Raw genomic sequence first — 13,281 nt, forward strand, 5'->3', positions numbered from 1 at the left:
AAGACAGCGCACGTTCGTGCCGGGCGAGAATTGCAATCAGTATCATCATGGCCGGACGGTGCCGAAATAGGAATTTGATAATGTGAGTAGTTACTTACTATCGATCAGCCATCGAAGCGGTACAGCATCGTGTCCGCGCGGAAGCGGACCTCCGCGGTCAGGCTGTTGGCGACGAGCAGATAGCGCTGGCCGTTGACGACGAAGGCGGCGGCATCGGTGCCGCCGGTGGTCGGAAATGCGTCGGCGAGTTCGAAGCGGCCGTGCTCCCAGCGGTAGATCTGCGACATCAGCGACGTCTGCGGGTCGTGCGGTGTGCCGGTGATGAAGCACACGCGCACGAGGTAGCGGCCATGCGCTCCGTCGATCAGTTTCAGTTCGCGGCCGCCCGCATCGCCGAGCGTCTGCACCGGCTCGAAGCGTGTGCCGTCGAAGCGGTACAGGCGGGTCGTATCGGTCAGGTTCGCGAAGACCATCCACAACGTCCCCGCGTCCTCGAAGAAGCAGAATGCGCGGCCGCCCGTTTCGGCGAGCGTTTGCATCGGCTCGAAACGGCCATCGTGCCAGCGATGGATCTGCGAGCCGTCGACGTGGTCCGCGTATGCGAGAAAGTGCCGCGCGCCGGCGCTCGCAAACGCCCAGTTGTAGCCCCCGCGTCCGTCGAACGTCTGGAACGGCACGAAGCGCGCGCCGTCCCACTCGTACAGGCGCGATTCGCGCGGATGACGCGGTACCGTGCCTTCGACCGTCACGCCCTGCGCGAGCGCGAGAAAGTGCCGCTCGCCGAGTGTGAAAAAGCGCCACTGTTTCGCCGCGAACACATCGAAGATCTGGAACCGCTGCCAGCGCGCACCGTCGTGCTCGTAGAGCACGGCTTCGACGTCGAGCGAATAGGGGCCACGGCCCGAGCGCACGCCGCAGGTCGCAAGAAAGCGACGCGCGCCGAGCGTGAAAAACTCGGCGTCCTCGCCACCCGGCACCGGCAGGGCGTCGCATGCGACGAAGCGGTCCGTGTCCCAGCGGAAGATCAGCGTGTTGGTGTTGCTGTCGCCGCCGTTCATAGCGGCGGCTTGGCCAGGTATGTCGAGCGCGAGCTGCGGGATCGCAACGTGCAGCCGGCCTTCGAGCTCGAAGGTTTCGACTGCGCGGGCGCCGCTCGTGGCCAGCGCCTGGACCGGTGTCAGGAGACGGGTCAAAGCGGCGGCGCCGCGTTCAATGTTTTCCATGGCCGGCCTCGAGATGAGGGAGGGGGATCGCGGATGACGGCGCGTGCTGATCGTCCGGATCGCTGCGGTCGCGAGGGCGGCGCCGTGCAACGAGCCCAATCCCGAGCGAGCCGCAGAGCGCGAACAGCGAGGCGATTGCGAACAGCGTGTCGAGCGGCAACTTCTGCGCGAGCAGGATGCCGCCGACCGTCGGCCCGACGATCGAGCCGATGCGACCGATCGCCATCGTCCAGCCGATCCCGGCCGCGCGGACCCGCGTCGGAAAGAGCCGGCTCGCGATCGCGGGAATCGTCAATTGGCCGCCCACGAGACAGGCGCCGACCGCGAACAGCATGCCGAATGCCGCGTTGCCCGCGCCGATCACGCGGCCGAGGGCGAACACCAGCCCCGCGCCGCACGCGAACGAGATCGCCACCGGCCCGAAAGGCCCGACGCGGCCGACCACCGCCGAGAGCAGCAGCGCGCCGGTGATTCCGCCCAAGTTCAGCACGACTGCGCCGAGCGCGGCACGGTCCGGCGCGATGCCGTTGAAGTTCAGGATCATCGGCATGAAGCTGACGAGAAAGCCCGACAGGATCATGCACGCGAGCGTGCCGAACCAGAACGCGAGCGCCGGCACGAGCCGGCCGTCCGCGAGCACGTCGCCGACGACCGTGCCGAACACGCTGGGGTTGCGTGGCTCGCGACCGCCAGCAGCGGGCGCCGAGGGGATCACGAGCAGCACCGGCACGAGCACGGCGAGCGCGAAGCCGCCGCCCATCAAGAATACGAACGGCCAACCGAAGCGCATCATCACCGCCGCGGTGATTGCGCCGCCGACCACCGCGCCGAGTGGAAAGCCGATGAACATCAGAATGACGAGCGACGAGCGTCGCTGCGCGGTGCTGCTCTCCGCGGTGATCGCCGCGACCGCCGGAATCGCGCCCCCCAGTCCGAGTCCGCCGATGAAGCGTAACGCCGCGAGTGAGGCGGCCGATTGGGCAAACGCGCACGCGAGTGTGAACACGCCCGTGACCACGAGCGCGACGAGCAGCATCGGCCGGCGGCCAAAACGGTCTGCGACCGGGCCGAAGATTAGCCCGCCGAACACGGTGCCGACGAAGCCCCCGCCGAACACGCGACCGAGCGCGGCATGATCGATGTGCAGCGATTTCGCGAGCAGCGGCGCAACGAACGACAGCATCAGCGTGTCGAAACCGTCGATCATCATGACCGCGAAGCAGACCAGCGTGATGCGCACGACGGGTAGGGCCGGTGCGAGGCTATGACGGCGCGGGTCTGGCGTTGCTGCGTAAGTCATGGCGATGCGTCTCCGTGGCGGGCGTCTAGCTGGCGGTTGGGTACTCCACGTTGGTGAAGCCCGGGATCACGACCCGTTCGGGCAGGTTGCCGTTGTCGTTCAATTGGTCGACGATCCAGTCGGCCACGCAGTTCGACAGCAGCTGTGCGGGGTCTTCCATGATGCGGCGCAGCCGGGCGCTCATCGCGCGGCGGTCGTCGGGCGATGCGATCGGCGGCATGTTTTCCGCGGCCGTCGGTTCGAAGCGATAGCCTTCGTGGCCGGGGAACAGCGCGCGGCCGACGTCGATGCTCGCCCGCGTGTTCTGCCACAGCGTGCGGTAGGTCTGCTCCAGCGCGGCGAGCCCTTCGGCGTCGGGCAGATCGGCTACCGAGAACGACGGCGCGTGCGGCGCGACGAACAGCCGCTCCGGCGGCAGCGTGCGATCTGATGCGCGCCAGATCAGATGGCACATGTTGTTCGACGCCCATGTCGCACCCGCGGTCGGACGGCCGGATCGGCCGCTGACCAGCACCATCGCGCGTCGCCAGTCGAGCGTCTGCGCGCGCAGCCAGCTGCCGATGCGGTAGACGATGTCGAGAAGCGCGAGCCCGAAGGTCGCGAACATCACGTCGTTCATCGGCACCGGCAGCGCGTGCGCGCCCCGCGGCGCGAAATAGAGGTCGAGCAATGCTTCGAACGTCATCAGGTCCGGCTCGCGCTGCGCACGCTCCAGCATGTCGAGCGATACCGCGCACGTGTAGTCGACGAGCGCGGCGATCTTCGCTTCCTGGCCCGCGAGACTCTTCACCGCGATGCCGTCGCGCCACAGCGCCACCGAATTGGTGTCGCGTACGCGCGCCGCGTGACCGGCGAGCATCATGGCACCACGGCGCCAGCCACTGTCGGGTGCGTCGCGCCGGCCGGTGTCGTCGAGTTCGCGCATCCGCGCGAGATACGCGAGCGCGAGCGGCAGATGCGATACCGCCGTGAGCTCGATGAAGCCGCGCGTGGATTTGCGAAAGCTTTCGATCTGCGCCGCGCGGCCCGAGCCCGGAAAGAGCGCGATGTCCGAGCCCGTCGATACGAGCAGGGGCGCATTCGCGTCGCGCTGGTTCATCTGCTGCGTGAGCTGGCCGCCGATGCTGGCCGGATCCGACGTGAAGGCGCGAAACAATCCGGCGAACGCCGCATTCGGTTCATGGATCATGGCTGTCGACCGTGGTTCGTCTCGGTTTCGTAGTCGAAAAGGCGTGCCGGATTGTCCGCGAGAACCGCGCGGCGCACGGCCGGATCGGCGGTCCATCGACCGAGCAAATTCAGCAGCTCGCCGGTATCGCGCGTCGAATCGGGGATATGCGGCCAGTCGGAGCCCCAGATCACCTTGTCCGGCGCAGCCTCGATGATGCCGCGCGCCATCGGCGCCACCGCCTCGTAGCCGCGATGCTTCGCGATGCGGTACGGCGCGCTCAGTTTCAGCCAACAGCGGCCGTTTCTCAGCAGCGCGAGGAGCCCGGCGAAGTCGGCCTGCGTGAGGCCGTCTTCCTCGATCATATAGCCCATGTGGTCGATGACGAAATCGGTCTCGACGTCGTCGAGGAGCGGAATCAGGTTTCGCACGACCCAGCCCGGCGCATAGAACTGCAGATGCCAGCCGAGGGCCGCGCAGCGCTTCGCCATCCGGCCGATGTACGCACGGATCGCGTCGTTCCGTTCGGCCGAGCGCGCGAACAGGTCGAGCCGTACGGCGCGCACGCCGGCATCGTGAAAGCGTGCGAGTGTCGCGTCGTCGGTGTCTTCGTCGATCATCACCACGCCGCGCGCCACCGGTCCCGCGGCACGCAACGCGTCGAGCAGACAGCGGTTGTCGGTGCCGTAGAAGCTCGGCTGCACGATCACGAAGCGTGCGATCGACAGCCGGTCCATCCGTTTCAGGTAGAGCGGCAGTGCGCCGTCGGGCAGCGTGTAATGCGGATGTGCGACGCACGGGTACCGATCGAGCGGCCCGAATACGTGCATGTGAGCGTCGCATGACCGAGCGGGCATGTCGAACGCGGGACGCGACAGCGTCGTGGCGTCGCGCATGGGCGTGGAGATCAGCGGGGTCTCTGTCATGTTAGTCCTGCGCGGCGCGGCTTGCGTCGATGCGCTGGCGCAGCGCGCCGAGAAATAGGTCGGAATCGATGCCGGCGAAGACGTAGCGCACCGCGCCTTCGCGGCGGAGGGTCGACAGTGTGTCGCCGTCCGGCATCCCGCCGACGAGCGCGATCTTGTCGTGATGACGGGCGGCCGCGATCACGCGGCGACAGGCGTCCACCACCTCGGGGTGCGTCGATTCGCCAGGGTGGCCGAGGTCCGCGCTCAGGTCGTTGCAGCCGATCCCGAGGACGTCGACGCCGGGCACGGCAGCGATGGCGGCGGCGGCGTCGACACCCGCGCGGCTCTCGATCAGCACCTGCACGGCGGTGACATCGTTCAGGCGCTGGTTGAGTTCGCGCGTGTGGAGTTTCTCGAAGCGTACGTGCGGCAGTGTCGCGACCTGCGAACGCTGGCCGAGCGGCGGAAAGCGTGTAGCGGTGACCGCGTCGCGCGCCTGCTGCGCAGTTTCGACGCGCGGCACGATGATGCCGAGCGCGCCGCCGTCGAGCACGCGGTTGATCGTGCCGTAGTCGCGCTCCGGCACGCGCACCCACGGTGACAGGCCGATGTCGAGCGCGCACGCGCACAGCTGCGCGGCGGTGTCGACGGACAGCGTGCCGTGCTCCATGTCGATCCACACCGCGTGATAGCCCGCCGCTTTGGCCCAGCGGACCACGTCGGCGGAGCGCGACGCGCGGATGCCGAGCGCATAGACGGGTTCGCCGCTGCGCAGTCGCTCCGTCACTCCGATGCCGTTCATCGTGTCTCCATCGTTTCGTACGAACCAGTATCGCCTCGAAAATCGATTTGATTTATTCTGTGAGAGCAGTTTATTGATTTGGAGATTGAATCAATGAATCTGAGGCACCTGGAGTACTTCACGGTCGTCGCACAGGAGCTGCACTTTCGTCGCAGCGCCGAACGTCTCGGCATCACCCAGGCGCCGCTGAGTCTCGCGATCCAGGCCCTCGAAACCGAGCTGGGTGCGCGGCTCTTTCATCGCACACGCCGCACGGTCGTATTGACCGAGGCAGGGCACGCGCTCCTCGACGACGCGCGGGGCATTCTGTCGCGCGTCGAGATGGCGAAGGAGCACGTGTGGCAGACGGTAAGCGGCCAGGTCGGACGGCTGCGGGTGGGGTTCACCAACGCGTCCTCGCTCTCGCCGTTTTTTCCGCGGCTGATTCACGCATATCGCACGCAGCGCCCCAGCGTGCAGATTGTGCTGCGCGAGCTGGCGTCATCGCAGCAGATGGAGGCGCTCGACGCGCGTGAGCTCGACATCGGCCTGCTGCGCGTACCGCCCGAGGCGCCCGCGCCGATGCGCGACCTGGTGCTCGCGCCGCTGCTCGAAGAGCCGCTGCTGCTCGCGCTGCACGCCGGCCACCGGCTCGCGAAGAAGCGCACGGTCCGCATCGCCGATTTGCGCAACGAGCCATTCATCGCCTATCCGCGCCAGTCCGGGGTGGCGCTGTTCTCGCAGATGCTCTCCCTGTGCGAGAAACGCGGCTTCACCCCGAATGTCGTGCAGGAGGCGCAGCAGGCATCGACCTTGATCGGTCTGACCGCGACGGGGCTCGGCGTTGCGCTGGTGCCGGGAGCGCTGCGTGCGATCGCCGTACCGGGGGTGGTGCTCCGTGAACTGAGCGACGACGACACGACGACGACGCTCTACATCGCGCACCGGCGCGGCGACGCGAATTCACGCGCACTGCAGTTTGCCGAGCTGGCGGCGACGTTGCAGAAGCGGTAGCGCGCGCATCGTCGCCATCCCTTTGGAAATTTTTCGAGAGCGCGTGCGGACGCCGGATTTCAGCCGATGGGATCCATGGGGGCTGCGCAAATGAAAAATCGCCTTGACCAACATATGGGCCGGCTTTAGTTCATTCAACGAACAAAAGTTCGAATAACGAACTCGCCGCCCAGCGCGACGGAGCTTCCGGTCGAGTGACGAATTCGGGCTCGCGGGTGAATGCGTTGGAGGAGGGAGACCATGCGCGTGCGACACTGTGCGAATTCAGCACTTGCCATTGGACTGGTTTGCATGCTGAATGCGTCCGCGCTTCGTGCTGCGCCGCCGGAGGCGGTGCCCGGCGGGAGGCTGGGGCGGCCGGGCACGCCACAAATGATTCGCTGGACCGAAGATTGGACGGCGCCGCCGTCCGAGGATGCATCCCTGTTGGATCGCATTCGGCATATCCCAATTCATGGCGACAGCACCTATCTCTCCATCGGTGGAGAGGCGCGGTATTATTATACCCATAACACGCACACGGAGCTGGGAACGCTCGAGAACGACGGGAACTACGGTCTCGCAGAGCGGTTTCGCCTGATTGCAGATTTGCACGTGGGTCCCGCCTTCCGTATTTTCACGGAGGTGGGGACCGATCAGGAATACGGCGAAAAAATCCTGACGCCGCCCAATGAGAGCGGCCCCGACCTGCGGCAGGCTTTTCTCGACGGCCGCGTGCCCCTGGACGGAGCGGGCAGCCTGACGATTCGTCTCGGGCGATTCGAAATGCCATTAGGTAGTGGCAAGTTGGTGAGCATACGTGATCTCAACGTGCGCCGGCTCTTCAATGGTGTCCGCGCGACATATACGCTGCCGGGCATCTTGCGCGTCGACGGATTCGACGTGCGGCCCGTGTTGTTGCTGGACCAGCCCTTCGACGATGGTTCGGTCGCCGGACAAAGCTTCAGAGGGATTTACGCCACCGTTTTCCTGAAGGCTTTGAAGCTGCCATTGTCGTTCGACAGCTACATTTATCGCTTCGAACGCGACCAGGCGCGCATGCACGGTGTGGCCGGCGCCGACAAGCGAAATACCTATGGCGTGCGGCTGTACGGCCAAAGCCACGGGCTGGATTACGATCTGGAGCTGGTCGGCCAGAGCGGAACCTTTGCCGACATGGGGATACGGGCCTGGGCGGTGCTGTCCGAAGGTGGATACACGTTGGACGAAATCCCATCGACGCCGCGGGTCTTCATTCGCGCAAACGCGTTCAGCGGGGATCGTTCCGCGAGCGATCGGATGGTCAACACGTTCGTCGCCGTGAGCCCGAAAGCGCCGCTGTTCACCGGAGCCGACGTGGGGTGGTTCACGTTCTCGAACGTCGTCGATGCGTTTCCCGGGTTGACCTCGAATCCGATCCCGCAAGTGGAGCTTACCCTCGGTCCGCAGTTTTTCTGGCGTCAGACCAGCAACGACGGCCTTTACACCATGGGCGGCTTTCCGCTCGCGCTCCATCCCAGCTCGAGCCGCTTCCTCGGAACCTCGTTCAACCTCGAGGCGGATTGGAGGGTGAACCGGTATTTGCTGCTGCAGCTATTTGCGACGTACCTCGCCCTGAGCGACGCCGCGCGCTCCGCAGGCGGAATGAGTGCCAGCTTCGTCGGGTTCCTGGTCCAGTTTCGCTTTTGAGCTAGGTGCACGCGTCTCGAGGCGCGTCCGCCATGTTCCCTGCTAATTGGCGCCAAGCACCGCAAAAGCCGGGTCGACGAAGACGTGGTGCGGCCAGTTCACTCCGATGCAGTGGACCTCGTACTCGCCGCCGCTCAGGAGCACGACACGGTTGGCGACGATGCCTGGGTATGCGTCGAGCGCAGCCTCCGCCGCCTGATCGGCGATATCGCCACTGACGATCGTCCCCTCGCCCTCGGTGTAGTTCGGAATCTGACCATCCTGCTTGGCCGCAGATTGCGAGCCTCGCTCGAAGGGAATCACCCCTGCCTCCACGGAATCTTGGGTCTCGTCGCCGACATCCGGTCGCACGGTGATGTGCGAGGCCGTAATGGCTGTCGTGTCCACAATCCCGGCTACGAGCACGTTGACACCGAGGACGATGGCACTCGCGGTGGTGTCGCCCGTATCGTTCTCGTAGGTCGTCGCGGACGTCGTATTGACGGTGACCTTCTGCCCAGCCCCCGTCGTGAAGGTAAAGCTCGGCATGGCCAGGCTATCGACGACACCGGAGGCTCCACCTTGGGACGGAGCCGACCGAGCGTTGGAGTCCCCAGCATCGATGTCGGCCGAAGGCGCCCCGTCGGCTTGGGTCGACGCATCGGGTTGGGACGTGTCGGTCGTCGAGGACGATGACGAAGAGCACCCAATCGAAAGTGCAGTCACGGCCGCAACCAAGCTCAGGGCCACCGTCCACGGGCTTTTCATGTTCATATCCATCGTTCTCCTCGGGCAACTAGGCAAAGAGTATCGGGGTGAGGAGACTGTGACGGATCCACCCCCCGTTGTCGCCAAAGGGCGTCGTAAAGAAAAGTAAGGAGAGATGTCCTATCGTTATCTCCGGGGAGGAGATTTTGGAGGACTTGCGGATCACGTAGGTGCGCCGTGAGCTCTCTCGACCGCTGTGGCGTACGGTCAAACCTTGGTCAAGGCAAGCTCGGTTTGACTGCCCGCGAGTGGGGTGCGATCGCGCGCGATGCGGATCTTCGGGCCGTGCGTCTTCCACCATGACCGTGCATCATCCGCGGTCCAGGGCGCAACATCGAAGGTGGCGAGGGCTTCGGACAACGCGATCGCGCTCTGCGGGCGCTCCGCAGGATCTTTTGCCAGGCATCGTAGGAGCAGTGCCTCGAGCCCGGCGTGGAGGGGAGCATTCAGCCGGATCGACGGCGGCACCACGGGGCTATGCAGGTGATGGCTGCACACTTCGAAGATGGTTTTTCCCTCGAACGGCGGGTGGCCGATGAGCATGCAGTAGGCGACGACGCCCAGCGCGTAGATGTCGGTGCGTGCATCGGCCGCGTTGGCGTCTTTGATGACTTCGGGCGCCAGATACATGGGGGTGCCCATGAGTTTGCCCTCGAAGGTGGCCCCAACGTCCTCACGGTTTCCGAGGTCGCGCACCAAGCCGAAGTCCAAAATGGTGGCGACGTCGGGCGTTCCGCCGCGTTCGCTCAAGATGATATTTGCCGGCTTGATATCGCGATGGATCAGCCCTCGCCCGTGCGCCTCGGAGAGCGCGCCGGTTATCATACGAAGAACGTGAACGACACGCCTTGGGGGCTGCGCCCCCGTGGCTTCGACGATCGCTTGTACGCTGGCTCCGTCGAGAAACTCCATGGCGTAGTAGAAAATACCGTCCGGCGTGCGGCCATAGTCGTAGACCGTAATGGTGTTCGGGTGCGTCAGCTCGGCGGTCAATTGTACTTCACGTTCGAAGCGCTTGACCGCTTCGTCGCCGACACGGTCGGGTTGAAGCAGCTTGATGGCCGTTGGGCGGCGCAGCATGGCGTGATGCGCGCGGTAGACGACCCCCATGCCCCCTTCGCCGATCTTCTCTTCCAGCGTGTATTGCCCAAGTTTTCGCGCCTTCTGGATCTCCCGATGGAGCCCGTGAATGATCGCGGAGAGCACGGCGCACATGGCGACCGCAAGAGTCCACGTCGACGTCGTGAAGATGACGATGACGATGCGCGTATAGTCGCCCTCGGAGGGCCGCCCGTCGTACGCCAGCACGAGCACTAGGATCGTCGTGATCCCGATGGCTAGGCCGAGGACGATGGTATGAGACATTCGGCTCGGCACCAGCGCGGAGCGGGCCGTGAAGATCAAACTCGATGAAAAGACCGCGATGAGCGACAAGATCTCGTACGCGTTGCTGACGAGCAGGGCGGATACCTCGGGTGACGTGCCCGGGATGCTCGATATCCTCTGGTGCGCGAGCAGATGGCACATGAAGGCTATCGCAACAGTGCCCGCAACGAGGCCCAATGCCTCGACGGCGCGACAGAACGCGGTGCTCCGCGGCACGCGACAGAGTGCCCACATCACGATGGGGATGACGGCGGAGAGAACCTGAAGGACGAATGGCGCTGCGCGGAGGTCGGCCGCACCACCCAAAAGCAACGTGGTCGCGGCGTGGAGCGCCACCCCCAATGCGGCAACCCCTGCCCAAACTGCGGAGAACAAAGCGACCCGCGGCGACAACTCCATGGATGGAAGCGAGGAGGTCATCGAGCGGCCTCGACGAGCCTCGTTTGCTGAATCCTCCCGTACATCCGCGGTTCCATATCGTTGCATAACAATTCCTGCGCATTCGCGCGCAGCCTCACACGGGTGTCGAGCGCACCCGATGCACCAAAGAAGCGATGAGCGATGCCTCGAGACCGACTGAAAGCTTACTTCTTCTTTTTCCCCGGGCCACGCTGGAGCACGCGCGCGAGGTAGATGGCTGCCTTCTCGGCGCGCTCGGAGGGCCACGACTCGGGATCTTCTTGGACCGTCAACATGATTCCGCGGGACAACAAGTAGAGAGTATCGGTCGCCACATCTGGCTCGGGGACCTCGGCGGCGTGGGCCGCGTCGAGCACCGCTCGACGCCATTTGTGCAGTTCGGTATGAAGCATCGTGAGCAGGTCGGAATTGGATGCGTCGGCCAACGTTTGGAGTATCACCGAGGCCACCGCCTGCCCGGGCTCGGTGTACCAGTCCAAGCCCGACGCCGCGAATTGCTCCCATCGACGCTTGGGCTCCCGCGAGAACGCTCGGTCCTGTTTGTCCCACTCCTCGAGAACGGCAGTGAGACACAGCGACAAAAGCTCCGCGCGATTGCGCGCGTAGTTCGTCACCACGCTTGTCGAGCCCCCCATCTCCTTGGCAACGGCGCGTATGGTCAAGGCGGCCATACCGCTCCGACGAATGATGCGAATGCCAGCTTGGCCAATCGCCCGCTTTCGGGCTTCGTGATCCACATCGATGGGCATCTCTCTCCTCCAGCTTGCGTTCGCGGCGAGTATAGGTCACGATGTTGTACAACGTTGTTTTATAACGTTGTTGTGCAACATGCCAGCCACCCAGGAAGGATCCCATGCATCCCGACAAGACCCGCTTGCTTCGCTATGTGGTCCTTTTAGCTGCGCTCGTGCCCGATCTCGTGCACTGCGGGGGCGAAGTCACGAACGGCCCTCCCGGGCAAAACAGTAACAGGCTCACGGTCGCCCAAGGGGAGCTCCAAGGCTCGGGGCTCCCGGGCGGGATCCAGGTCTACCGCGGCATCCCTTACGCTGCGCCCCCGGTCGGTCCAAACCGGTGGAGGCCTCCGCAGCCTCCGGAGCCGTGGACGGGGGTGCGCGATGCGACGAAATTCGGATCCATGTGCGTGCAGCCGGAGAGCTACACGATCCCCGGCGTCACGATGTCGGAGGATTGCTTGACGGTCAACGTGTGGACCCCGAGCACCGGGGAGCCGAAGCCTGTGATGGTGTACATCCACGGGGGCGGGTTCGTGTCGGGGAGCCCGGCCGAATCCATCTATGACGGCGCCGAGTTCGCGCGCAGGGGCGTGGTGTTCGTCTCGCTGGCGTACCGGCTTGGGCCCTTCGGGTACTTGGATTTGTCGAATTTGGGTCCCGAGTACGCGACCAGCGGGAACAATGGCTTGCTCGACCAAATCGCCGCGCTCCGGTGGATGCGGGACAACATCGCGACGTTCGGCGGCGATCCCCACGCGATCACCTTGTTCGGGGAGTCTGCGGGGCGATCTCCACGGCGGCGGTGATGGGCAGCCCCTCGGCCGATGGCCTCTACCACCGGGTCATCCTCGAGAGCGGAACACCGATGAACGTGCTCCCCCAGGCGACGGCGCGACGGCGCACCGAAGCATTTCTCAAAGCCACGAAGACCGCTTCGATCGAGGCGCTGCGCGGGTTGAGCGACAAGGACGTGCAGGCCGGAGCGGACGTCTTGTACCAGGAGCTCACCTCCAATGCGAACTTCGGCCCCGTGGTCGATGGTCACGTGCTGCCCGAGCATCCCATGAAGCGGTTCGCGACCCACCCGCCCATGGTCCCCACGATCTTGACCACCAACCGCGATGAGCTCCGCTTATGGCTCTTGGAGGATCCGAAGTTCGTGCAGCAGATCGTAACGATGTTCCGCCCCTGGTTCGAGCGCATCATCGGCAAGGACCGCAGTGACCGCGCGATCGCAGCCTACAGGAGCGTGCGCTCGGAGCTCACCGAGGAGCAGCTCGCCATGGCCGCGTTCGGCGACACGGTCTTCCGATTCCCCGCCACCCGCATGGCCGAAGTCCTCGGAGAGCACGGCGTGCCCGTGTGGATGGGACTCTTCACGGTGACGTCGCCGCAAAACAATGGCGCGCTCGGCGCGCCGCATGCCATCGACTTGCCTTACGTGTTCCACGCGCTCGACGTCCCCTTCACGGGGGCGTTGGGGGGGACGGGGCCGTTGGCGGGGACGACGGAGCCCTGGAAGCACGATTTGGCCAATCGGGTGCAGGGGCTCTGGGTGGCGTTCGCGAAGACGGGCCGACCTGCGATCCCGGAGATCCCCAACTGGACGATGTACGATGCCAAGGAGCGCGCCACGCTCCTGTTCGATCGCGACATCCAGCGGGTGGCCGATCCCTTCGGCGTGGAGCGTACGGCGTTCGAGGCATTGCCTTTCGACGGCGAGCACCCAAGCTTCGACGATCTCCTGCCGACCATGCCCCGTCGTCCGTGATCCTCGCGCCGCGCGCCGTTGCGGGGACCGCATCCCGCGTGCTGCGAAGCAATGGTCTTGCTGATGAAGCTGGTCACGGTGAGAGCTTGTTTCGGGAGGATACCGAAGAGTCCTTCAAATTGATTGAGGGCCACGATGCGATCGACATCGTATGAGGG

10 protein-coding genes and 1 pseudogene are annotated in these 13,281 nt (G+C 65.1%); 3 read left to right on the forward strand and 8 right to left on the reverse strand.

Annotated elements, in window-relative coordinates; all coding sequences use genetic code 11:
• Positions 1-104: 104 nt before the first annotated feature.
• From LVJ94_05430 to LVJ94_05450, 5 genes are all read right to left on the reverse strand, one after another.
• Complete coding sequence (locus tag LVJ94_05430; GenBank protein ID WXB06674.1) at positions 105-1,313, reverse strand: hypothetical protein; 1,209 nt, start codon at positions 1,311-1,313, stop codon at positions 105-107.
• Positions 1,210-2,463 carry an MFS transporter gene (locus LVJ94_05435; GenBank protein ID WXB06675.1) on the reverse strand — a complete coding sequence of 418 codons (1,254 nt, stop codon included), beginning with the start codon at positions 2,461-2,463 and terminating at the stop codon, positions 1,210-1,212. The genes LVJ94_05430 and LVJ94_05435 overlap by 104 nt, the downstream gene beginning before the upstream one ends.
• 85 nt (positions 2,464-2,548) lie before the next feature.
• Entirely contained in the window at positions 2,549-3,712 is a 1,164-nt protein-coding gene (locus LVJ94_05440; GenBank protein WXB06676.1) for a DUF5624 domain-containing protein, read from the reverse strand.
• Positions 3,709-4,587 carry an amidohydrolase family protein gene (locus LVJ94_05445; GenBank protein ID WXB06677.1) on the reverse strand — a complete coding sequence of 293 codons (879 nt, stop codon included), beginning with the start codon at positions 4,585-4,587 and terminating at the stop codon, positions 3,709-3,711. The genes LVJ94_05440 and LVJ94_05445 overlap by 4 nt, the downstream gene beginning before the upstream one ends.
• A 31-nt stretch (positions 4,588-4,618) precedes the next feature.
• Complete coding sequence (locus LVJ94_05450; GenBank protein ID WXB06678.1) at positions 4,619-5,401, reverse strand: aldolase/citrate lyase family protein; 783 nt, start codon at positions 5,399-5,401, stop codon at positions 4,619-4,621.
• Positions 5,402-5,494: 93 nt separating this feature from the next.
• On the opposite strand from LVJ94_05450, the gene LVJ94_05455 reads away from it, so the two are divergent.
• Both LVJ94_05455 and LVJ94_05460 read left to right on the forward strand, forming a co-directional pair.
• A complete protein-coding gene (locus tag LVJ94_05455) occupies positions 5,495-6,394 on the forward strand; it encodes a LysR family transcriptional regulator (protein ID WXB06679.1) in 900 nt (299 codons plus the stop codon).
• 291 nt (positions 6,395-6,685) lie between these two features.
• Entirely contained in the window at positions 6,686-8,062 is a 1,377-nt protein-coding gene (locus LVJ94_05460; GenBank protein WXB06680.1) for an alginate export family protein, read from the forward strand.
• 42 nt (positions 8,063-8,104) lie between these two features.
• Here LVJ94_05460 and LVJ94_05465 read toward each other — a convergent pair whose 3' ends face one another.
• From LVJ94_05465 to LVJ94_05475, 3 genes are all read right to left on the reverse strand, one after another.
• Positions 8,105-8,809 (reverse strand): hypothetical protein, encoded by a 705-nt coding sequence (locus tag LVJ94_05465; protein WXB06681.1) that lies wholly within the window; start codon positions 8,807-8,809, stop codon positions 8,105-8,107.
• A 207-nt stretch (positions 8,810-9,016) separates the two neighbouring features.
• The gene (locus LVJ94_05470) at positions 9,017-10,615 is read right to left on the reverse strand and encodes a serine/threonine protein kinase (protein WXB06682.1); all 1,599 of its coding nucleotides are present in this window, start codon (positions 10,613-10,615) and stop codon (positions 9,017-9,019) included.
• Between the two features lie 164 nt (positions 10,616-10,779).
• Complete coding sequence (locus tag LVJ94_05475) at positions 10,780-11,364, reverse strand: hypothetical protein (protein WXB06683.1); 585 nt, start codon at positions 11,362-11,364, stop codon at positions 10,780-10,782.
• A gap of 104 nt (positions 11,365-11,468) precedes the next feature.
• Here LVJ94_05475 and LVJ94_05480 point away from each other — a divergent pair.
• A pseudogene (locus LVJ94_05480) lies at positions 11,469-13,123 on the forward strand (carboxylesterase/lipase family protein).
• Positions 13,124-13,281: the final 158 nt, after the last annotated feature.

It is taken from the genome of Sorangiineae bacterium MSr11367, from assembly GCA_037157805.1.
GTDB classification, from domain to species: Bacteria; Myxococcota_A; Polyangia; order Polyangiales; family Polyangiaceae; genus Pendulispora; species Pendulispora rubella.